General features: G+C 72.3%; 17 protein-coding genes. 5 read left to right on the top strand and 12 right to left on the bottom strand.

The annotated features are described in order from the left end of the window. The first annotated feature begins 10 nt into the window (after nucleotides 1-10). Both smc and EXE44_RS06805 read left to right on the top strand, forming a co-directional pair. Nucleotides 11-3,595, top strand: coding sequence for a chromosome segregation protein SMC (smc, locus tag EXE44_RS06800; protein WP_137716509.1), 3,585 nt, complete (start codon nucleotides 11-13; stop codon nucleotides 3,593-3,595). After that, nucleotides 3,588-4,592, top strand: a complete 1,005-nt coding sequence (locus EXE44_RS06805) for a ScpA family protein (protein ID WP_137716510.1) — start codon at nucleotides 3,588-3,590, stop codon at nucleotides 4,590-4,592. Before smc ends, EXE44_RS06805 begins: the two co-directional genes overlap by 8 nt. Before the next feature lie 54 nt (nucleotides 4,593-4,646). Here the strand turns inward: EXE44_RS06805 and mtnP are convergent, their stop codons facing one another. The 3 genes from mtnP to EXE44_RS20685 all read right to left on the bottom strand — a co-directional run bounded on the left by mtnP (nucleotide 4,647) and on the right by EXE44_RS20685 (nucleotide 6,740). Then, nucleotides 4,647-5,513: an S-methyl-5'-thioadenosine phosphorylase gene (mtnP, locus tag EXE44_RS06810; RefSeq protein WP_137716511.1), complete on the bottom strand. Its 867-nt coding sequence runs from the start codon at nucleotides 5,511-5,513 to the stop codon at nucleotides 4,647-4,649. Nucleotides 5,514-5,583: 70 nt separating this feature from the next. Next, nucleotides 5,584-6,582: a YeiH family protein gene (locus tag EXE44_RS06815; RefSeq protein ID WP_137716512.1), complete on the bottom strand. Its 999-nt coding sequence runs from the start codon at nucleotides 6,580-6,582 to the stop codon at nucleotides 5,584-5,586. After that, nucleotides 6,579-6,740 carry a hypothetical protein gene (locus EXE44_RS20685; protein ID WP_173228646.1) on the bottom strand — a complete coding sequence of 54 codons (162 nt, stop codon included), beginning with the start codon at nucleotides 6,738-6,740 and terminating at the stop codon, nucleotides 6,579-6,581. The genes EXE44_RS06815 and EXE44_RS20685 overlap by 4 nt, the downstream gene beginning before the upstream one ends. A 142-nt stretch (nucleotides 6,741-6,882) precedes the next feature. On the opposite strand from EXE44_RS20685, the gene EXE44_RS06820 reads away from it, so the two are divergent. After that, nucleotides 6,883-8,307 (top strand): HD domain-containing protein, encoded by a 1,425-nt coding sequence (locus EXE44_RS06820; RefSeq protein WP_137716513.1) that lies wholly within the window; start codon nucleotides 6,883-6,885, stop codon nucleotides 8,305-8,307. Nucleotides 8,308-8,356: 49 nt separating this feature from the next. Here the strand turns inward: EXE44_RS06820 and EXE44_RS06825 are convergent, their stop codons facing one another. From EXE44_RS06825 to EXE44_RS06865, 9 genes are all read right to left on the bottom strand, one after another. Further along, on the bottom strand, nucleotides 8,357-9,769 hold the full coding sequence (locus tag EXE44_RS06825) for an FAD-dependent oxidoreductase (RefSeq protein ID WP_137716514.1): 1,413 nt from the start codon (nucleotides 9,767-9,769) through the stop codon (nucleotides 8,357-8,359). 150 nt (nucleotides 9,770-9,919) lie between these two features. Then, on the bottom strand, nucleotides 9,920-10,558 hold the full coding sequence (locus tag EXE44_RS06830; protein ID WP_137716515.1) for an HD family hydrolase: 639 nt from the start codon (nucleotides 10,556-10,558) through the stop codon (nucleotides 9,920-9,922). A gap of 12 nt (nucleotides 10,559-10,570) precedes the next feature. Next, on the bottom strand, nucleotides 10,571-11,266 hold the full coding sequence (locus EXE44_RS06835; protein WP_121561616.1) for a phosphoribosyltransferase: 696 nt from the start codon (nucleotides 11,264-11,266) through the stop codon (nucleotides 10,571-10,573). 56 nt (nucleotides 11,267-11,322) lie between these two features. Then, complete coding sequence (locus EXE44_RS06840) at nucleotides 11,323-11,973, bottom strand: hypothetical protein (RefSeq protein ID WP_137716516.1); 651 nt, start codon at nucleotides 11,971-11,973, stop codon at nucleotides 11,323-11,325. Beyond that, nucleotides 11,913-13,418 (bottom strand): DUF58 domain-containing protein, encoded by a 1,506-nt coding sequence (locus EXE44_RS06845; protein WP_137716517.1) that lies wholly within the window; start codon nucleotides 13,416-13,418, stop codon nucleotides 11,913-11,915. The genes EXE44_RS06840 and EXE44_RS06845 overlap by 61 nt, the downstream gene beginning before the upstream one ends. Then, nucleotides 13,415-13,966 carry a hypothetical protein gene (locus EXE44_RS06850; protein WP_137716518.1) on the bottom strand — a complete coding sequence of 184 codons (552 nt, stop codon included), beginning with the start codon at nucleotides 13,964-13,966 and terminating at the stop codon, nucleotides 13,415-13,417. Before EXE44_RS06850 ends, EXE44_RS06845 begins: the two co-directional genes overlap by 4 nt. 52 nt (nucleotides 13,967-14,018) lie before the next feature. Then, nucleotides 14,019-14,966: a DUF4129 domain-containing protein gene (locus tag EXE44_RS06855; protein ID WP_137716519.1), complete on the bottom strand. Its 948-nt coding sequence runs from the start codon at nucleotides 14,964-14,966 to the stop codon at nucleotides 14,019-14,021. Nucleotides 14,967-15,113: 147 nt separating this feature from the next. Continuing rightward, entirely contained in the window at nucleotides 15,114-16,163 is a 1,050-nt protein-coding gene (locus tag EXE44_RS06860) for an MBL fold metallo-hydrolase (RefSeq protein ID WP_137716520.1), read from the bottom strand. 79 nt (nucleotides 16,164-16,242) lie between these two features. Next, nucleotides 16,243-17,271, bottom strand: coding sequence for an ATP-binding protein (locus tag EXE44_RS06865; protein WP_137716521.1), 1,029 nt, complete (start codon nucleotides 17,269-17,271; stop codon nucleotides 16,243-16,245). 107 nt (nucleotides 17,272-17,378) lie between these two features. Between EXE44_RS06865 and EXE44_RS06870 the strand changes: the two genes are divergently transcribed. Next, nucleotides 17,379-17,756 carry a hypothetical protein gene (locus EXE44_RS06870; RefSeq protein WP_137716522.1) on the top strand — a complete coding sequence of 126 codons (378 nt, stop codon included), beginning with the start codon at nucleotides 17,379-17,381 and terminating at the stop codon, nucleotides 17,754-17,756. Between the two features lie 346 nt (nucleotides 17,757-18,102). Then, nucleotides 18,103-20,355 carry a phosphoribosylformylglycinamidine synthase subunit PurL gene (purL, locus tag EXE44_RS06875; RefSeq protein WP_137716523.1) on the top strand — a complete coding sequence of 751 codons (2,253 nt, stop codon included), beginning with the start codon at nucleotides 18,103-18,105 and terminating at the stop codon, nucleotides 20,353-20,355. The last annotated feature ends 41 nt before the right edge of the window (nucleotides 20,356-20,396 follow it).

Consider the following 20,396-nt stretch of genomic DNA (forward strand, 5'->3'; position numbering starts at 1 on the left):
CTCCGACCCCATGCACATCACTGAAGTCGTTCTGGACGGGTTCAAGAGCTTCGGGCGTACGACGCGGATCCCCTTCTACGAGGACTTCACCGTCGTCACCGGTCCGAACGGCTCCGGGAAGTCGAACATCATCGACGGCGTGCTGTTCGCGCTCGGCCTCGCCCGCACCCGCGGGATCCGCGCCAAGAAGCTCACCGACCTCATCTACAACCCCGGTCACGACGACGGCGAGGCCGCGGACGGCCCGAACGAGGCCTCCGTCACGGTCGTGCTCTCCAACGAGGACGGCACCCTCGACCGCTCGCAGGTCGTCTCCGCGGCCGGCACGGAGAACGTCGGCGACGTCTCCGAGATCACGATCAAGCGTCGGGTGAAGGAGACCGAGGACAACTACTACTCGTACTACTACCTCAACGGGCGGTCGGTGAACCTCTCGGACGTCCAGGACCTGCTCGCGAGCGCGGGCGTGACGCCGGAGGGGTACAACGTGGTGATGCAGGGCGACGTCACCGAGATCATCAACATGACCCCCTACCAGCGGCGGGGGATCGTCGACGAGATCGCGGGCGTCGCGGAGTTCGACGAGAAGAAGGAGGCCGCCTACGAGGAGCTGGACACGGTCGAAGACCGGATCGGCGAGGCCGACCTCCGCATCGGCGAGAAGGAGGACCGGCTCGACCAGCTCGCCGACGAGCGCGAGACCGCCCTCCAGTACCAGGAGCTCCGTGAGGAGCTTGAGGAGTACCGCGGATTCCGGAAGGCCTCGGAGCTCGAGGAGAAGCGCGAGGCGCTCGCGGACGTGGAGGGCGACATCGACGCGGCGGAGACCGACCTCGCCGAGCTCCGCGAGGAGCTCGACGCCAGGCAGGGGAAGCTCACCCGACTGGAGGAGGACCTCGCGGACCTCAACCACGAGATCGAGACGAAAGGCGAGGAGGAACAGATCGAGATCCGCTCGGAGATCGAAGAGATCAAAGGCGAGGTCTCGCGGCTGGAAGACCGGATCGAGTCGGCCGAGTCGCGCGCCGAGTCGGCGGAGAACGACCGCCGGCAGGCGTTCGTCCAGATCGACCGGAAGGAGGAGAAGATCGAGGAGCTCGACGCCGAGATCCGCGAGACGAAGGTGGAGAAGGCGTCTGTGAAATCGGAGCTGGCGACGAAGCGGTCCGAGCTCGCGGACGTCGAGGCCGAGATCGAGGGCGCCGACACGGAGTTTGACGAGCTGAAGGCCGAGCTGGCGGAGAAGAAGGAGGCGATCGAGTCGCTCCGCGAGGAGAAAAACGAGACGCAACGCGAGAAGGACCGGCTGCTCGACGAGGCGCGCCGCCGCTCGAACGCGGTGAGCGAGGCCCGCGAGGAGTTAGAAGAGGCCCGCGAGTCGATCCCGGAGCACAAGGCGCGGATCTCCGAGCTGAAAGGCGAGCTCGACAAGGCCGAGAAGAACGAGGCGACCATCGAGGACGCGGTCGCGGACCTGTTCGCCGAGAAGGCCGAGACGGAGGAGCGACTGGGGGAGATCGAAGACACCCTCCGGGAGAAGCAGAACGAGTACGCCAAGCTGGAGGCGGCCGCCGACGAGCGCGGCGACGCCTCCTGGCCGCGGGCGGTCACCGAGGTGAAGAACGGCGGCATCGACGGCGTCCACGGCGCGGTCGGCGAGCTGGGCTCGGTCGCGGCCGAGTACGCCGAGGCCTGCGAGACCGCCGCAGGCGGGCGATTGGCGAACGTCGTCGTCGACGACGACGGCGTCGGATCGACGTGTATCGACTACCTGAAACGGCGGAACGCGGGGCGGGCGACGTTCCTCCCGATCACGAAGATGGACGACCGGAGCCTGCCGCGGAAGCCGTCGATGCCGGGCGTCGTCGACTTCGCGCGCAACCTCGTCGACTACGACGCGGAGTACGAGTCGATCTTCTCGTACGTGCTCGGCTCGACGCTCGTCGTCGAGGACATGGCGACCGCCCGCGACCTGATGGGCGACTACCGGATGGTCACCCTCGACGGCGACCTCGTCGAGAAGTCGGGCGCGATGACCGGCGGCTCCGGCGGCGGCTCCCGCTACTCGTTCACGAAGTCCGGCGGCGGCAAGCTGGAGCGGCTCGCGACGGAGATCTCCGAGCTCGAAGACGAGCGGCAGTCGGTCCAGTCGGAGATCGACACGCTCGACGACGACATCGCGGACGCGCGCGACCGGAAGGCCGACGCGGCCGAGCGCGTGCGGTCGCTGGAGGCGGACGTCGAGCGCGCCGAGGACGACCTCGCGGAGGCGGAAGCTCGGATCGAGGAGCTGGAGGACGAACTCGAGGAGCTGGAGGCGGAACGCGAGTCCGTCGACGAGCAGATGACGGCGTTAGACGAGGAGCTCGCGGAGACGGACGCGTCGATCGACGAGCTCGAAGCCGAGATATCGGAGATCGAGGCCGAGCTCGCCGACTCGAAGATCCCGGAGCTCTCCGAGCGCGCCGACGAGATCCGCGCCGAGATCGACGAGCTGGAAGACCGGATGGACTCGTTCGACGGCCGGATCAACGAGCTGGAGCTGGAGAAGGGGTACGCCGAGGACGCCGTGGACGGCCTCCACGACGACGTCGAGGAGGCGCAGAATGCGAAGGCCGAGGCCGAAGAGGCGATCGCCGACCACGAGGCCGCGATAGAGGAGAAGGAGGCCGAGCTGGCCGAAAAGAAGGAAGCGATCGCCGACCTCGAGGAGGAGCTCACGGAGCTGAAAAGCGACCGCGAGGACCTCCGCGAGGAGATCCGCGAGGCGACCCGGAAGCGCGACGAGCAGCGCTCGCTCGTCTCCGAGGCGGAGTCGGACCTGTCGGACCTCACGGACCGCCGCGACCGCTTGGAGTGGGAGATCGACGAGCTGGAGTCGCAGGTCGGCGAGTACGACGCCGACGAGATCCCCGACCTCGACGAGGTGGAGTCGCGGATCGAGGAGCTTGAGGCGGAGATGGAGGCGTTAGAGCCGGTGAACATGCTCGCGATCGACGAGTACGACGAGGTCCAGGCGGCGCTCGACGAGCTCCGGGAGCGCCGGGACGTGCTCGTCGAGGAGCGCGACGCCATCGAGGAGCGCATCGAGGGGTACGAGGCGGCCAAGAAGGAGACGTTCATGCAGACGTTCGAGTCGATCAACGACCACTTCCGGGACATCTTCGCGCGGCTCTCGGCCGGGACGGGCGAGCTCGTCTTGGAGAACCCCGAGGACCCCTTCGAGGAGGGGTTGACGATGAAGGCCCAGCCCGCGGACAAGCCGGTCCAGCGGCTCGACGCGATGAGCGGCGGAGAGAAGTCGCTGACTGCCTTATCCTTCATCTTCGCCGTCCAGCGGCACAACCCCGCGCCGTTCTACGCGCTCGACGAGATCGACGCCTTCCTCGACGCGGTCAACGCCGAGCGCGTCGGCGAGATGATCGAGGAGCTGGCCGAGGACGCCCAGTTCGTCGTCGTCGGCCACCGCTCGGCGTTGTTGGAGCGCTCCGACCGCGCCATCGGCGTCACGATGCAGGGCGACAACCTCTCGGCGGTGACCGGGATGCAGTTCGGCGACGACGCGGACGAGGAGGAGGTGAGCGCGGATGACTGACGACGGCGTCCCCGACCTCGACCTGACGAGCGAGCGCGACGGCGCCGACCCGTTCGCCGACGACGCCCCGGGCGGCGACGGGGCCGCGTCGGACGCCGGTTCCGAGTCGTCCGACAGTTCTGACTCGGCCGGCGGACCGGAGTCGTCGGGGACCGATCCCGAAGCGGACGTGACCGACATCTCGCCCCCGGACGAGACGGACGAGGACGAGGTCGAGCCCGTCGAGCTGCTCGTCCAACTGGCCGAGGAGGGCGAGATCGAGCCGTGGGATATCGACATCGTCCGGGTGACGGACGCCTTCCTGGAGAAGCTCGACGAGACGGACCTCCGGACGACGGGGCGGGCGCTGTTCTACGCCAGCGTCCTGCTCCGGATGAAAAGCGACGGCATGCTGGCGGACGACGACGAGGACGAGGAGCCCGAGCCGGAGCCGTGGGAGGCCGCGATGGAGGGCGGCGCGCCCGACCCGGCCGCGGACGGGTTCGACCCCGTCGACAAGCTGGAGGCGGAGATCGACCGCCGGCTCGACCGCAAGAACACCCGGGGGTCGCCGGAGACGCTCGACGAGCTGGTCCGCGAGCTGCGCGAGGCCGAGCGCGGCTCCTGGTGGAAGGACTCCCGCGAGTACGACACCTCCGAGTCGCCGCACGGCCACGCCAGGGGCACGCAGACGCTCGACTATCACGCCGGCGACGAGTTCCGCCAGGACGGAGAGCCGACCGCGGGGGAGGCGACCGACCGCACCCACGACGAGGACATCGAGGAGGTGATCGTGGAGATCGACAACGCCCTCCGCTCCCACTTCGACCGCGGGCGCACGGAGGTGCTGTTCGCGGAGATCGAGACCGCCGGCGGCCGCCCGTTCATGACGTACCTCGCGCTGCTGTTCATGGCCCACCGCGGCTCGGTCCGGCTCCAGCAGGACGACCTGTTCGGCGACCTGTGGGTGAAGGACCCGGCGGCGATGACCGGCGAGTCGGAAGCGATCGCGGACTGACTCGGTCGGACCGGGACCGAACCGACGCGTGTGACACGCCCCGCGGTCGGTGTCTTACAGGTAGTCGCCCAGCAGCGGCTCCACGCGCTCTTTGGTCTCTTCCGGAATCGCCTCCGTCGGCGTGTTGACGGTGCCTTCGAGCGCGGTGTGCGCCTCGCACTCCAGGTCCTCGGGGAGCGTCCGCACGGCCTCCTCGACGGCGGCCTTGATCGCCTTCTGGTTCTTCTCGGCGTTCTCTAAGACCTCTTCGAGCGTCACCTCGCTGTCCGCCTTCCAGACGTCGTAGTCGGTGACGCCGGCGATCGTCGCGTACGCGATCTCGGCCTCCCGGGCCAGCTTCGCCTCCGGGATCGCGGTCATGCCGACCAGGTCCCAGCCCTGCGACTTGTAGAACTCAGACTCCGCGCGCGTCGAGTACTGCGGCCCCTCGATACAGACGTAGGTGCCGCCCTTCACCACGCCGGTGTCTTCGGGCGCGGCCGACTCCGCGGCCTCGGTGAGGTGGTCGACGAGCTCCGGGCTGTACGGGTCCGCGAACGGCTGGTGGACGACGACGCCGTCGCCGTAGAAGGAGAGGTCGCGGTGTTTCGTCCGGTCGTAGATCTGGTCCGGGACGACGAGCGTCCCCGGCTCCAGCTCCTCTTTCAGGCTCCCGACCGCGTTGGACGCGAAGATGTGCGTGACGCCGGCCTGCTTCAGCGCGTACATGTTGGCGCGGTACGGGAGGTCGGTCGGCGAGACGCCGTGGTTCGAGCCGTGGCGCGGGAGGAACGCGACCTCGCGGCCCGTGTCGCCGAACTCGCCGATCGTCACCGCGTCGCTCGGCTCGCCGTACGGCGTGTCGAACTCGACCTCGCGCACGTCGTTGAGCGGGAGCGCCTCGTAGATGCCGCTGCCGCCGATGAATCCGATGGTGCCCATACCCGGAGTGCGCCCGCTCGCTACTTATATGACGTGAACCCGTCCGACGCCGGCGTGCGGTCAGTCCGGCTCACAGCAGCCAGCGCACCGCCGCGAGTGCGACCGCGCTCACGGCGAGCAGGTGGACCAGCACCGCGCCCACGGGCGCGGCGCCCACCGCGCGCATGTCGTCGATCCGGATCGAGAGCCCGAGGCCGACGAACGCCAGCGCGAACAGCGCGTCCGAGACGTGCCCGATCGACGCCAGCGCGGCCGGCGAGAGCAGCCCGCTGTTTGCCACCGCCGCCACGATCAGGAAGCCGAGCAGGAACTTCGGGAACTCCGCCCACAGCCGCCGCACGCCCGGGTCGGCCGCGGAGCGTGCCGTGTACGCGACCGAGTACGCGACCGCGACCCCGCCCAGCAGCGAGTTCCGCGCCAGCTTCGTCACCGTCGCCCACTGGCCCGCCTCGGGGGAGTAGGCGAACCCAGCGGCCGCCACGGGGCCGGTCGAGAACATGCTCACGCCCGCCCAGACGCCGAACTGCCGGCCCGTGAGGCCGAGCCACTCGCCCGCCAGCGGGAACGCGACGAGGGTCACGGCGTCGAACAGCAGGATCGTCGCGGCCGCGAAGGTGATCGCGGCGCCGCGCGCGTCCAGCACCCTCCCGATCGCGACGACCGCGGAGACGCCGCAGATGCTCGCGCCAGCGGCCAGGAGCGACGAGGTGGGCGACCCGATCCGGAAGAGGCCGCGCGCGACGGCCTCGGCGAACAGGAGCCCGCCGGCGACGACCGCCACCACGAGGCCGAGGACCCGCGGACCGGCTGCCAGGAACTCCTCGACCGCGACCGCGGCGCCGAGCAGCACGATCCCGGTCTCTAAGAACAGCTTGTCGACGCCGACGCCCGGCTCCGCGACCTCGGGGATCCCGACGGTGTTCCCGACCCCGACGCCGAGCGCGACGGCGACGACGAGCGGCTGGAGGCCGGGCACCGCGTCCGCGACGAGCGTCGCCGCGACCGCGCCTCCCGCGAGCAGCGCGAGGCCCGGCAGGTACGCCCGGACCGCCTCGACGACCCCCGTCACAGCGCCTGGCCGACGAGGTGCGCGGCGACGATCCCGACCCCCAGCGCGAGCGCCTGCCAGCCGCGGTCGAGCGCGGTCCAGCGGTCGACGAGCGAGGCGCCGGCCGCGTCGGCGTCGCCCGCTCCCGCGTCCGTCCCGTCGGCGGCGTCCGATGCCATACCCGTGGCTCGGCGCGCTCGCATTTATGCCGTGTGACTCGGGGCGTTCTCCGACGGCGGGAGCCGGACGGCCGTCGGGCGGCGGTCGCGCGGCCGGCGACCGAAAGAGGCAGGGCCCGGGAGGGTGTGGTCCCCACAATCGATGCCCACCACGCAGATCAAAGACTCCGTCCACGGCTACATCGAGCTGCCGGACGCGCTCGTCGAGGGCGTCGTCGACACGCGACCGTTCCAGCGGCTGCGGTACGTCCGCCAGCTCTCGGCGACCCACCTGGTGTACCCGGGCGCGAACCACACCCGGTTCGAGCACTCGCTCGGCGTCTACCACCTCGGGCGGACCGTCTTCGAGAACCTCCGGCGGCAGTCGTACTTCGCCCGGGACGCGACCGTCGAGGAGCTAGAGGAGATCCAGCGGACCCTGTCGTGCGCCTGCCTGCTCCACGACGTGGGGCACCCGCCGTTCTCGCACCTCTCCGAGGGGTTCCTCGACGAGGGCGTCCTCCGGGAGCGCGTCGCGGAGACCGGTCTCGTCGACGCCTTCGACCGGGCCGGCGTCGGCGGCGCGCCGCTCCGCTCGGCGAACCCCCACGAGCTGCTCGGCTGCGCCATCATCGTCGAGGAGTACGGCGACGCACTCCGCGCGTTCGACGTGGACCCATTCGAGGTGTGCGCGTACGTCCTCGGGTACAGCCTCGCGTACGAGCGCGGCGAGCCGTGGCAGTACGGGGTCGGCGCCCAGCTGCTCCACTCCCCCATCGACGTGGACCGGCTGGACTACATCACCCGCGACAACGAGATGACCGGCGCGGGCGTGTTGAGCTTCGACGTCGAGCGCATGGTCGACGCCTACACCGCGCACCCGGAGGCGGGGCTGGCGCTCTCGGAGAAGGCGCTGTCGACCATCGGCAACTACCTCGAAGGCCGGATCGCGCTGTACATGTGGGTCACCCAGCACCACAAGTCGGTGTACGCGAACCGGCTCCTCCAGGCGATGCTCGGCGAGTACCAGCGCGTCACCGGCGAGAGCCCCGTGACGGTGGACGGCATCATCGACCGCGAACTCGACGACAACGCGGTGCTCGAACGGCTCCGGATCGCGGCCCGCGAGCACCCCGACTCGACGCTCGCGTCGATGTACGACCGCTTCCGCGGCCGGCGGTTCCCCGCAACCTGCTGGAAGCACCGGATCGCGCTCGCCGACCGGATCGGCGGCGAGCTCGACGACGACCTCCCCGTTGACGGCGACCCCCTCGACGAGTTCACCGCGTGGCTCACGGCCGGCGACGACCGCTTGGAGCGGCTCCTCGCCGACGCCCTCGACGTGCCGGTCCACGAGGTGTGGATCGACCGCTCGTACGTCCCCGCCTACGACCCCGACGAGCTGGAGGACATCCCCATCGCGTACGGCGGCACGACGCGGTCGGTCGCCGACTGGGGGCTGTACGGCGACCGCGCGTTCGACGTGCCGATCCCCTTCGTCTTCGTCCCCGACGGGACGAAGCGGCGGGCGATCCGCGTGCTCCGGGAGGCGTTCGAGCGGGAGGTCGCGGCGGACGAGGCGGCGTGAGTCGGCGTTCGGTCGCTCGAAAGGAAATGCGGTGCGGGGGCCGGTCGGATCAGTCGTCGGCTCCCGCGGGAACCGGGTCCTCGGCGCCGTCGGTCTCGGCGTCGTCGGCCTCGGCGTCGGACTCCTCGTCGGCCCGCGGGAAGTTCTCGATGGTCGCGTCGCGGAAGGCGGCCTCGTCGAACTCGTAGTCGTCCTCGAAGAAGTCGAGGACGGTCTCCACGTCGGTCATCGCGTTCTTCAGCGCGGTCGACGCGCCGGGCGAGGGCGTGATGTTGAATAAGATTCCGTCCTCGACGATCTTCGCTTCGCCCATGTCGAGCTCCTTGTTCTCGGTGTCGACGATCTGGGGGCGCACGCCGCCGTACCCCTTCGCGCGGTCGATGTCGTCGACCTCGACGCTCGGCACGACCTTCTGGACGTTCGGCAGGAACGCGCGCTTCCCGACGCCGGGGAGGTCGTACACGAGGTTGCGGACGACGTACGGGAAGAGGATCCTGTCCGAGAGGATGTTGACGTAGCTCAGCACGGAGTCGGGGTTGAACCCGAACACGTCGACGAAGTCGCTCACCGTCGAGAGGTGGCCGCGCTCCAAGGCGGGCACGAGCTTCGCCGTCGGGCCGAACCGGGTGACGCTCCCGTCGTGGACGTCGGCGTCGCCGTGGACCGCCGCGAACGGGAGCTTCTTCATCTGGAGCGTGTACACCTTCCCGTTCAGCAGGTCGTCGGCGAGGAAGAAGCTCCCCGCGACGGGCAGCAGCGACATCCCCTCGCCGTACCCCATCTCCTTGGCGAACTGGAGGCTGTGCGAGCCGGCCGCGACGACGACCGCCTCGGCGTCGAACGCGCCGTCGTCGGTGTCGACGACGAACCCGTCGCCCCGGTCGTCGACGCCGGTCACGGTCGTCCCGAGGTGGACGGAGACGCCGTCCTCCTCGCGGGCGGCCTCGACGAACGACTCGGCGACCGCGCCGTAGTCGACGACGTAGCCGTCCGGCGTCTGGAGCGCTTTCAGCTCGGTGTCGGGGTCGCGGCCCTCGACGACCTTCGGCTCCAGCTCGGCGATCTCCTCGCGCCCGATCTCGCGGAGCTTCGGGAACAGGTCGCCGAACCCGTTCTCGCGGTAGCGCTCCTCCAGCTTTGCGACCTCCTCGTCGCCCACGCCGAGGACCATCTTGCTCCGCTTGCTGTGCATCTCGCGGTCGGGGTCCGCCCCCTCCAGGTAGCCCGCGAGCAGCTCCGCGCCCTCCTTGACCTCCTCGGCCTTCTCGAGGGTGTAGTTCGTCTCGATGTCTCCGAAGTGGAGGGTCTGGGAGTTGTTCGTCCGGTGGGAGTTGATCGCGGCGACCTCCCGCTCCTTCTCGATCAGCGTGACGTCGTCGACGTCGGTGAACTTCGCGACCGTGTACAGAAGCGACGCCCCGCTTATCCCGCCGCCGACGATTACGAGATCGGTGTCAGACATGCGTGGTGAACTCACCTCGCGAAACGCCCTCCCCCGTTAACCATCTTACCATCTTCGCGCGAAATCGCGCGGTAGAGCCCCTACGAACGTCTATCTCGAACACGACGATCGTCGAACAGCCGGCGGCGCCGCGGTTCGGGCCCTCCCGAGTCACCCGTCGCGCGCGGCGCGGTACCGCTCGCGGACCGCGGCGAACAGCGCGCGGCCCGCGTCGGTCCGGAGGCGCGGCTCGGCCGTCGCGAAGAACTCGTCTAAGTCGTCGTACTCGCGGAAGGCGTCGGGCTCGCCGCGCTCCGGGGCGTACCGGTCGCCGCGCTCGTACAACAGGGCCTGGAGGCAGGTGTCGAGCAAGTCGCACTCCTTGACGAGCACGGCCTCCGGCGACTCGCGGGCCTCGTACGCCTCCCAGGCGTCACCGACGCGCTCGGGGAGCGGGCCGGCGAGGTCGGTCATCGCCTCGCGCTCCGCCGCCGCCTTCGCTTCGCGGTCGACCGTCGCCGCGGTCGAGTCGGCCCGCGTCGCCATGTCGCCCGTCTCCGCCTCGGCGACGTCGTGGACGACGGCGAGCCGGAGCGCGCGGTCGAGGTCGACGCCCGGGAGGTCGGCACGGAACCGGTCGCCGAACGCCAAGACGAGGTAGGCGACCCCCCACGAGTGGGCGGCGACGGACTCGGGCGCGTCGACGCCGCGGAGCTGCCACCCGGTGCGCCGCTCGTCTTTCAGGTCGTAGGCGGCGAGGACGGCGTCGAGCGCCGCGTCGCCGTCCGCGTCGCGCCGTTCGTCGGCCATCGCTCCGGCCGGCTACTCGGCGAGCGCCCAGCTGTCGTCGCCGACGGGCTCCGCCACGTCCCGGCGGACCATCTCGTCGATGACCTCGTCGAGGCGGTCGGGCTGGGCGACCTCCATCTCGATCCGGCCGATGCCGTGGTACTCCTCTAAGTAGTGACGCAGGTCCTCCCGCGAGAACGCCGACTCGTCGGCGCGCTCCATCGCGCCCTCCGTGAGGTCGATCATGTCCTCCAGGAAGTTCCACGGGTAGACGACCCACGTCCACTGTTCGAGCCGCTCGCCCACGAAGTCGGGCTGGAACTCCGAGGTGCCCAGGAGCTGGAGCGTCGCGGTGCGGATCTCAGCCGCGTTCCGCTCGTCGACGTACTCCTCGGCGCGGCGGATCGAGCCGCCCGTGTCGGCGATGTCGTCGATGATGAGGACGTTCTTCCCCTCGACGCTCCCCTCCGGCATCGGGTAGCGGATCTGGGGCTCGCCGCTCTTCTCGGCGGTGCCCACGTAGTGTTCCATCTTGAGGCTCGTGAGGTCGTTGAGCCCGAGGAAGTCGCAGACGCAGCGGCCCGCGAACCAGCCGCCGCGGGCCAGCGCGACCACCATGTCCGGCTCGAAGTCGGCCCGCTTCACCGCGTCGGAGACGTTGCGGCAGAGCCCGTAGATGTACTCCCAGTTGGTGAGCGTGCAGTCGAAGTCGTCCGGGAGGTCGCTCATACGACCGTACCTGCCACCCGCGCGGTGATAAGGGTTTAGCTCCGGCGTCGCGGGCCTCACCGCAGCGCCGAGATCAGCGCGATACCGCCGGCCAAAAGCAGCGCGAGCGCGGCCACGGGCTGGCCCCCGCCGACCGCGAGGGAGACGCCGTAGACGAGGCCGGCCGCGAGCGCGCCGACGAGCAGGCTCAGCCCCGCGTGGACCGCGACGTTGCGCCGGACCCGCGCGCCCCGGCCGACCTGCTCGCCGAGGCCGACGCCGTGGTCGGCCACGTCCCACGCGACCGCCAGCCCGACGGCGGCGACGAGCAGCGGCTCGGCGGTCGCGCCGCGGTACCCGGCGACCGCGAGCCCGACCACGCCGACGGCGGCGCCCCACGTGAGGATCCGCGTCGACCGCCGGAGCGAGCCGGCGAGGAACCCGAGCGCGGCGACGCCGAGTAGCGCGCCGCCGACCGGGCTCGCGACCAGCCCCGCGGTCGCGGCGACCCCCGCGGCCGCGAGGCTCGCGACGACTGCGACCGTCGGCGACCGCGCGTCCGTCTCGTGGAAGTCGCCGTGCGCACCGTCACCGATCAGACCGTCGCCGGTCGGGTCGCCGCCGGTCGGGTCGCCGCCGGTCGGCCGGGCCGTCGACTCGTCGCCGCTCATCGCGACCACCGCCTCGTCGCGGCCGCGACGGCGACCGGGAAGGAGTCGTCGCCCCACTCCACCGCGCGGATCCCTCCCGACCGGAGCGAGCGCAGCCGCTGGCGCCGCTCGAAGGTCGTCAGCCGCTGACCGACCGTCCCGGTCGCGGTGGGGTCCGGCGAGAGGACCGTCACGAGGTGCCCGTGCGCGTCGATCCGGCGGGCGAGCGTCGCCGCCGTGTCGTCGACGAGCGGCGTGAAGAACAGCACCTGCGCGTCGGCCGGGAGCCGCCGCCGGAACCGCCGGAGCCACAGCGACCGGTAGAACCGCTCGTCGCTCGGCGTCGGCGCCAGCGCCGGGTCGGTCGCCAGCGTCTCCCGCCCGCGGGCGGCGTGGACGGTCCCGCTGCCCGGCGGGAGCCAGCAGTCCAGCGGCGACAGCGCCGCGATGCCGACCCGGTCGCCGCCGTCGAGGAGCGCCGAGAACGCCTGGCCGGCGGCCGCGACGCTCGCCTCCACCGCGGTCTCGGCGTCGGGGTCGGACGCGGCGTACGCCGACTCGCGGGCGTCGACGAGCAGCACGACGGTGGCCGAGCGCTCCTCGCGCAGTTCGACGGTCGACAGCTCGCCCGTCCGCGCCCGGCGGTTCCAGTCGATCCGCTTGAGCGGGTCGCCCCGGCGGTACTCCCGCGTCGCGTGGAACTCGACGCCGGCGCCGCCCACGTCGGTCGGGACCCGCCCGTGGTGGACAGTCGTCAGCCCGCGGAGGGGGAGGTCCCCGCCGGCGGCCAGTTCGGGGGTACAGGCGATCGCGGTCGGCGCGTCGAGGGCCGTCGTTCGCTCGCGGGCGCCCGCTGCGTCGCGCGTGACCGCGGTCATCGGCTCCCACTCGTGGTCGCCCCGGGCCGCGCGCACCGTGTACTCGAACGTCACCGCGGCCCCGGGCCGCAGCGCCGTGGCGACCCGCGCGGGGCCCTCGGCGACCGCCAGCCCCGGCGGGACGCCGTCGACGAGGCGGAGGTCCGGGAGCGGCGCCTCCCCGACGTTCTCCGCGCGGACCGTCACGCGCACCTCGTCGCCGGGCGCCGGGGCCTCGTCACTCACCGTCCGGGTGACAGCGAGCGTCGGCGTCGGGGCCTCGCCGGCCCGGGCGTACACGGCGTAGCCGACCCCGACCGCGCCGGCGAGCACCAGCGACGACTGCCGGACGAGCACGCCGAGGCCGACGAGGGCCAGCGCCGCCCCGGCGATCCCCAGCCAGCGGTCGGTCGAGACCTCGCGCCGGCGCTCGCGGTCGGTCGGCGCCGCGGCCGGCCCTCCGGCCGCCTCGGAAGCCTCTCCGGTCGTCTCGTCGGCTCCTCCGGCCGCCTCGTCTTCGGCTCCCGGCGCGTCGGACCCCGACTCGTCGGCCCGGTCGGCCGTCGGCTCGGATCGGTCGTCCCGTTCCGTGCCGCTCGTCTCGCTCCCGTCGGTCGCGGCCGCGTCCGAGCCGGCCGCCACCTCGGCGCCTCGCGGGTCGCTCACGCCGCACCACCCTCGATCCGTTCGATCTCGTCGACCGCGGCGCGGAGCCCGTACCAGTAGTTCGAGCGCCCCCGGATCCCGGCCGACAGGCGGACGCGGACCGGGTACGCGCTCCGGGTGTCGAAGAAGGCGGCCGCGGCGGGGTCGTCCGTCCACGTCCCGTCGTCGACGGCCGCCGCCGCGGCCTCGGGCGGGCAGTTCCGGTCGCGGGCGACGGCGTCGACCGCGACCTCCCGGATCCGGTCGCGGAGATCCCGCCGGTCCCGGTAGCCGCCCGGCGCCGGGCTGACGACCCGCGCGATCCGCTCGTCGAGGTCCGTCCCGGGCACCGCGGCGGGCGCGCGCCGCTCCGGCTCGCCGGGGTTGGTCAGCAGCCGCCGCCGGTCGCGGCGCGCGTTCGCGTACCGCACTCCCTGGACCACGCCGAGGACGCCGATCAGCGTCACCACGGCCGAGGTGGGGGAGATGGCCGCCGCGATCCCGCGGTCGAGCGCCGCGAGGACGCCGACGGCGACCGCCGCCACCCCGACGATCGCGAGCGGCCGCACTACGGCTCACCCCCGTCGAGTCCGGCGCTCGCGGTCGCGGACCGGTCGCGGGTCACGAGTCGCCCCCGTGTCGCTCCTCGATCCGGCGCAGCGCCTCGACGGCGCGGCGCTCGCGGTCGTCGGTCGCGTCCTCGCCGCCGTACCGCACGCGCTCGAACACCTCGGTGAGCGCGGTCACCGGCTCCTCGTCGACCCCGGCGTCGACCGCGGCGGTCGCGAACTCGGCGGGCGTCGAGGAGGCGGGCCGGTCGACGTCGAGCACGTCCGTCATGTCCCGCCACGCGCGGTACACCTCGTTGTCCGCGTCCGACGACTCGATCCGGTCGGCGGCCTCGCCGGCGGTCCGACCGATCGCGTCGAGGTCCGGCGGCTCCTCGGCCGGCTCCTCGGCCCGCGCGGCCGCGTCCCCGTCCGTCTCGTCGTCGCCGCCGGCGAGGAGCAGCGCGGCGACGCTGGCGATCACCGCGACCACGACGACGAGCGCGAACAGGATCTGCGGCGCCGACGCCGCGCCCTCGCCGCCGCCGACGCCGGCGCCGCCGACGGCGCCGGCCGGCAGGATGCTCGTCCCGTTGCCGCCGAGGCCGAGCGAGACGGTGACGCTCTCCGCGACCGAGCGGCACGTCGACAGCACCCAGAAGAGGACGCCGATGGGGGCGCCCATCACGCTCGCGACGGCGACGCTCGCGAACGGCGACGCGGTGTCGCGGTAGGTGATCGCGGCGAGCAGCGTCAGTCCGACGAGCAGCGCCAACACGGCCGGCGGCTCCCGCAGCGACGGGAAACAGAGCCCGGACGCGGAGAACTCGCCGGCCTCGCCCGACGAGGAGAGCACGCCGGGGTCGCCGGTGTCCGATCCGACGCTCGGGGCCTCGCCGCCGCCCCCGCCGAACCCGCCGCTACCCGTGTCGACGGCGGTGTTCAGCGTCGCGGCAGCGACGCCGAGCGCGACGAGGGCGAGGAGGGCGACCGCGACCGCGACGAGGGCGTCCCGCTTCACGTCCCCGAATACGCCGGCCGCCGGGAATAGCTTACGGCGTCGGTCACCCGGTCCGGGGGCGCACCGCTTCGGGCTGGTGTCATCGGTCCGGGCTGGCGTCACCGTCGCCCCCGAGCGGGCGATTCGGTCACCGTCCGGACCGCTCCTCTACGCGTCCTCGCTCCCGTCGACGAGGTCGTCGAGCGGCGTCGTCGGGAACAGCGCGTCCACGTCGGGCTCGGGGTCGACCAGGCGGTACGCGGTCCCGTCGCGCTCGACGACGCCGGCGGCCGCGAGGTGGTCGAGGTGCGAGAACGCCTCGCCGGGGCCGTGGAGCACGTGAATGTCCTCCAGCGAGCCGAACAGCGCCGCCGACACCTCCCACGCGGTCGCGGGCCCCGACTCGTCGAGCACGTCGATCACCCGGCGGGTCCGGTGGCGGTGGTGGTCGAGGATCGTCGCCGCGCGGCGGCTCGGCTCGTCGATCCGCCAGCGGTGGCCGGGGTGGGCGGCGTCGAAGTCGCGGTCGACGAGCCGCGCGAGGCTCTCGGCGTAGGCGGCGAGCGCCCCCTCGACGCGCACGTCCGCGCCGCCGACGTTCGGGGTGTACTTCGGGAGCAGCGCGTCGCCGGTGAACACTTCCTCCGTCGCGTCGTCCCCCGCCACGGGCTCGTGGTCCGGGACGGTTCGCGGGTCGAACGCGAACCCGGAGAGCCCCGCGGTGTGGCCCGGCAGGTGGAGGGCTTCGAGTTCGACGCCGCCGGCCTCGATGGCGTCGCCGTCGCCGAACGTCGTCACGTCGGCGGGGTCGCCGGAGAGGTCCGCGCTGACCGCGTCGAAGAACCCCGTCAGCCGCTCGCGGTCGGCCGCGGGCATCCCCCAGCGCTCGAACGTCTCGCGCTGGAGGTCGCGGTCGGCGAACAGCGGCGTCTCGGTCCCGTCGACGAGGCCGGCGTCCGCCTCGTGGACGAACACGTCGGCGCCGCCCGCGGCCTGTACCTCGCCCGCGAGCCCCGCGTGGTCCGGGTGCCAGTGGGTGAGCACGACCGCGTCCACGTCGGCGAACGAGCGCCCGTGCTCGGCGAGGCCGTCGACCAACTCCCCGCGCACGTCCGGGAGCGCGACGCCGGTGTCGACGAGCGCGGTCGTCTCGCCGTCGAGCAGGTACACGTCGTTTTCGCCCTCGAAGACGGTGTTGCCGAGCTGGATCCGTTTCACACGACTCGGTCGGCTGCCGGGCATTTCACGGTTTCTACCGCGGCGAGGCGGGCCGGCCGCCCCCGCCGGGCCACCTCCGTCACTCGATGTCGACGCCGGTGAACTCGAAGCGCGCGCCGCCGTCGTCGCTCGCGGCGACCGACACCGTCCAGCCGTGCGCCTCGGCGACCCGCTCGACGATGGCGAGCCCGAAGCCGGTCCCCTCCGGCTCGGTCGTGTGGCCCGCCTCGAAGATCGCGTCGCGCTCTCCTTCCGGAACCCCCGGCCCGTCGTCCGCGACGTAGAAGCCGCCGTCGAGGTCGCCGACGGTGACCGTGACCGCCTCGCCGCCGTGTTCGACCGCGTTCCGGATCAGGTTCTCCAGCAGCTGTCTGAGCCGGCTCCGGTCCGCGCGGACCGTCAGGGCCGTCTCCGCGTTCAGCGTCGCGTCCGCGGTGTCGACGCCCCGCCAGCACTCCCGCGTGACCGCGGCGAGGTCGACCGCCTCCATCGACTCGACGTCGACGCCCTCGCGCGCCAGCGTCAGGAGGTCGCCGATGAGCGTCGCCATGCGCTCGTGGGCGCGGGCCACCGCGTCGAGGTGCTCCGAGTCGACCTCCTCTCGGGCGAGTTCGAGGCGCCCCCGCGCCACGTCCAGCGGGTTCCGGAGGTCGTGTGACACGATGCTCGCGAACTCGTCGAGCCGCTCGTTCCGTCGCTCCAACTCGCGCTCCCGTCGCCTCCGTTCGCTTACGTCCCGGATCACGCCGACCCGACCGAGTTCCCCGTCGTCGCCGAGTTCGGTCGGGCCGAACCGCATCTCCGCCGGGAACGGCTCGCCGTCGACCGGCTCGAACTCGTACTCGATGGAGCCGGCGTCGCGACCCTCCTCGCGCATCGCGGCCCGCTCCCGCCGCGCGCGCTCCGCCGTCTCCTCGCTCACCCAGTCGTAGATGTCCGTACCGAGGAGCTCCTCGCGGTCGACGCCTTTCATCTCCGCGTACCGCTCGTTGACGTAGACGATCGTGCCGTCGGGTCGGATGGCGTAGACGGCGTCGTCGAGCGACTCGAGGATCGTCTCGTACCGCCGCAGGTCCCGCGCTCGTCGCTCTCTGTCGCGGTCCCCCATCTGTGTTCGTGATCCGATTCCGGCCGGTCCGTAATAAACCACCGTCAGCCCTGTCCGGTCCGTTACCGATCCGTTGGGGCTTTGCTTCTCCCGCCCGTTCCGATGATATGGAGTATCAACCGGGCGTGTGTAACATCGGACCGACCCAACAGCGACGGCGGCTCCTCCTCGGCGTCGGGTCGCTGGTGGCCGCGGCGGCCTACGTCGCGGCGGTCGTCGCGCTCGCGTGGCCGCGGTGGGCGCTGATCGCCGCCGTGGTCCCGCTGTACGGCGCCGCGATGGGCGCGTTACAGTACCGCGAGCGCTTCTGTATCGGCTTCGCCGGGATGGGCGTCTTCGACGTGGGCGACGGGGCGAACGAGATACAGAACGAGGAGGCGCTCGCCGCCGACCGCAAGAAGGCGGTCCGTCTCAACGCGAAGGCGATGGCCCTCGGCGCGGCCGGAACGGTGGTCGTCTTCGCCGCGGTGACCGTCCTGTTATAAATAGTCGCGGGGGTGCGGACCGTTCGTTCATATGTGATTGCGAGCGGGTCGGTGGTGAACACCGCCAAAGCCCCAGCCGTGGGGCGGGCGCACGCTCGCCCCACGGCTGCCCGTTTGAGTCCCGCCCCGCTCCGCCCCACACAGCACCTCATACCTCCCCAGCCTCGTCGCTCCCTTCGGTCGCGACTCCCTTGCGCGTGCTGCCTCGCGGCCTCCGCTTCGCTCCGGCCGCTCGCAGGCACGCACCGCCGCACACCACCGCAATTTGTGTGGGATCTCGGTAGAGCATCAACACGAACGTGCGTATAGAAAAGCATTAGACCCGGCTCGGTGACCACGTAAGTGAATGAGTCTGTCCGATGCGGACCACGAGCTCGTGACCGCGGAGCTCGGTCGGGAGCCGACGGCGGCCGAGGCCGCGTTATTCGAGAACCTCTGGAGCGAGCACTGCGCGTACCGCTCCTCGCGGCCCCTCCTGTCGGCGTTCGACAGCGAGGGCGACCAGGTCGTGGTCGGCCCCGGTGACGACGCCGCGGTCCTCGCGCTGCCCGAGCCCGACGCGGCCGACGCCCCCGCGGCCGAGCGCGACGCCGACGACTACGGCGACACCTACGTCACGTTCGGCGTCGAGAGCCACAACCACCCCTCCTTCGTCGACCCGTTCGACGGCGCGGCGACCGGCGTCGGCGGTATCGTCCGCGACACGATGAGCATGGGCGCGTACCCGGTCGGTCTGCTCGACTCGCTGTACTTCGGCGGCTTCGACCGCGAGCGCTCCCGGTACCTCTTCGAGGGCGTCGTCGAGGGCATCTCCCACTACGGCAACTGTATCGGCGTCCCCACGGTCGGCGGCAGCGTCGCCTTCCACGGCGGCTACGAGGGGAACCCGCTCGTCAACGTCGCCTGCGTCGGGCTGACGAACGAGGAGCGGCTCGTCACGGCCACCGCGCAGGAGCCGGGCAACAAGCTGGTCCTCGTCGGCAACGGCACCGGCCGCGACGGGCTCGGCGGCGCCTCCTTCGCGAGCGAGGACCTCGCCGAGGACGCGGAGACCGAGGACCGCCCCGCGGTCCAGGTCGGCGACCCCTACGCCGAGAAGCGCCTGATCGAGTGTAACGAGGCGCTGCTCGACGAGGACCTCGTCCGCTCGGCCCGCGACCTCGGCGCGGCCGGACTCGGCGGCGCCTCCTCCGAGCTCGTCGCGAAGGGCGGCCTCGGCGCCCGCATCGAGCTCGACCGGGTCCACCAGCGCGAGCCGAACATGAACGCCACCGAGATCCTGCTCGCCGAGAGCCAAGAGCGGATGTGCTACGAGGTGGACCCGGACGACGTCGACCGCGTCGCCGCGCTCGCCGAGCGGTTCGACCTCGGCTGCTCCGTCATCGGCGAGGTGACCGAGGGGAACTACGTCTGCGAGTTCGCGGGCGACGCGGACGGCGACGGGGAGTCCGAGGTCGTCGTCGACGCGCCCGCCGAGTTCCTCGCCGACGGCGCGCCGATGAACGACCTGCCGAGCGAGCCGCCGAGCGAGCCCGAGCGCGACCTCCCCGACGACGCGCCGCCGCTCGACGAGGCGGTCGCCGCCGTCCTCTCGGCCCCCTCGACCGCGAGCAAGCGCTGGGTGTACCGCCAGTACGACCACGAGGTCGGCACGCGCACGGCCCTGAAGCCCGGCGACGACGCCGCGCTGCTCGCGATCCGGGAGACCGAGTCGGACGGCGCCGACCGCGACGGCGCAGCCGACGGCGTCGGCCTCGCGCTCGCCTCCGGCGCGAACCCGAAGTGGACCGCGGCCGCACCGTACGAGGGCGCCCGCGCCGTCGCCTTGGAGAACGCGACGAACCTCGCCGCGACCGGCGCGGTCCCGCTCGCCGCGGTCGACTGCCTCAACGGCGGCAACCCGGAGAAGCCGGACGTGTACGGCGCGTTCGAGGGGATCGTCGACGGACTCGCCGACGCCTGCGCCGCGCTCGACGCCCCGGTCGTCGGCGGGAACGTCTCGCTGTACAACGACAGCGTCGAGGGGCCGATCCCGCCGACCCCGACGCTCGCGGTGCTGGGGACGACGCGCGGCTACGACGCGCCGCCGGCCGCGCTCGACGCCGACCGCGCGGCCGACTCCGAACTGCTGCTCGTCGGCGCCGCCGGCGACGCGCTCGGCGGCTCCGAGTACCTCGCGCACGCCGGCGGCAGCGACCGGTTCCCGGCGCTGCCCGACGACTCCGGCGGCGCCGACGACCTCGCCGGCCTCGTCGCGTCGCTGGCGGCGGCCGCCCGCCACGAGTCGACGCTCGCGGCCCACGACGTGAGCGAGGGCGGGCTCGCGGTCGCGCTCGCCGAGCTGGTGACCGACGACGCCGGCGTCGACGCGACCCTCCCCGACCGCGTCGCGGCCTTCGACGAGACGCCCGGCCGCCTCCTCGTCCAGACCACCGACCCCGAGGGCGTCGCGGCCGCGGCCGGCGACCTCCCCGTCTTCCGGCTCGGCGAGGTGACGACGGACGGGACGCTCTCGCTCGCGGTCGCCGACGAGTCGGTCGCGCTCTCCGCCGACGCGATACGTGACCACCGCGACGTGATCGACCGCGAACTCGCCTGAACCGCCGGGACGCGGCAGTGTGGTGGCTTCGGTCGTCCGCG

The organism is Halorubrum sp. SS7 (genome assembly GCF_005435055.1).
GTDB classification, from domain to species: Archaea; Halobacteriota; Halobacteria; order Halobacteriales; family Haloferacaceae; genus Halorubrum; species Halorubrum salinarum.

What these genes read in the sequence shown, in the direction of transcription:
- smc (WP_137716509.1), top strand. Translation starts at nt 11, where the DNA reads ATGCACATCACTGAAGTCGTTCTGGACGGGTTCAAGAGCTTCGGGCGT.
- EXE44_RS06870 (WP_137716522.1), top strand. Translation starts at nt 17,379, where the DNA reads ATGGAGTATCAACCGGGCGTGTGTAACATCGGACCGACCCAACAGCGA.
- EXE44_RS20685 (WP_173228646.1), bottom strand. Translation starts at nt 6,740, where the DNA reads ATGGCATCGGACGCCGCCGACGGGACGGACGCGGGAGCGGGCGACGCC.
- EXE44_RS06835 (WP_121561616.1), bottom strand. Translation starts at nt 11,266, where the DNA reads ATGAGCGACCTCCCGGACGACTTCGACTGCACGCTCACCAACTGGGAG.
- purL (WP_137716523.1), top strand. Translation starts at nt 18,103, where the DNA reads ATGAGTCTGTCCGATGCGGACCACGAGCTCGTGACCGCGGAGCTCGGT.
- EXE44_RS06820 (WP_137716513.1), top strand. Translation starts at nt 6,883, where the DNA reads ATGCCCACCACGCAGATCAAAGACTCCGTCCACGGCTACATCGAGCTG.
- mtnP (WP_137716511.1), bottom strand. Translation starts at nt 5,513, where the DNA reads ATGGGCACCATCGGATTCATCGGCGGCAGCGGCATCTACGAGGCGCTC.
- EXE44_RS06830 (WP_137716515.1), bottom strand. Translation starts at nt 10,558, where the DNA reads ATGGCCGACGAACGGCGCGACGCGGACGGCGACGCGGCGCTCGACGCC.
- EXE44_RS06805 (WP_137716510.1), top strand. Translation starts at nt 3,588, where the DNA reads ATGACTGACGACGGCGTCCCCGACCTCGACCTGACGAGCGAGCGCGAC.
- EXE44_RS06865 (WP_137716521.1), bottom strand. Translation starts at nt 17,271, where the DNA reads ATGGGGGACCGCGACAGAGAGCGACGAGCGCGGGACCTGCGGCGGTAC.
- EXE44_RS06825 (WP_137716514.1), bottom strand. Translation starts at nt 9,769, where the DNA reads ATGTCTGACACCGATCTCGTAATCGTCGGCGGCGGGATAAGCGGGGCG.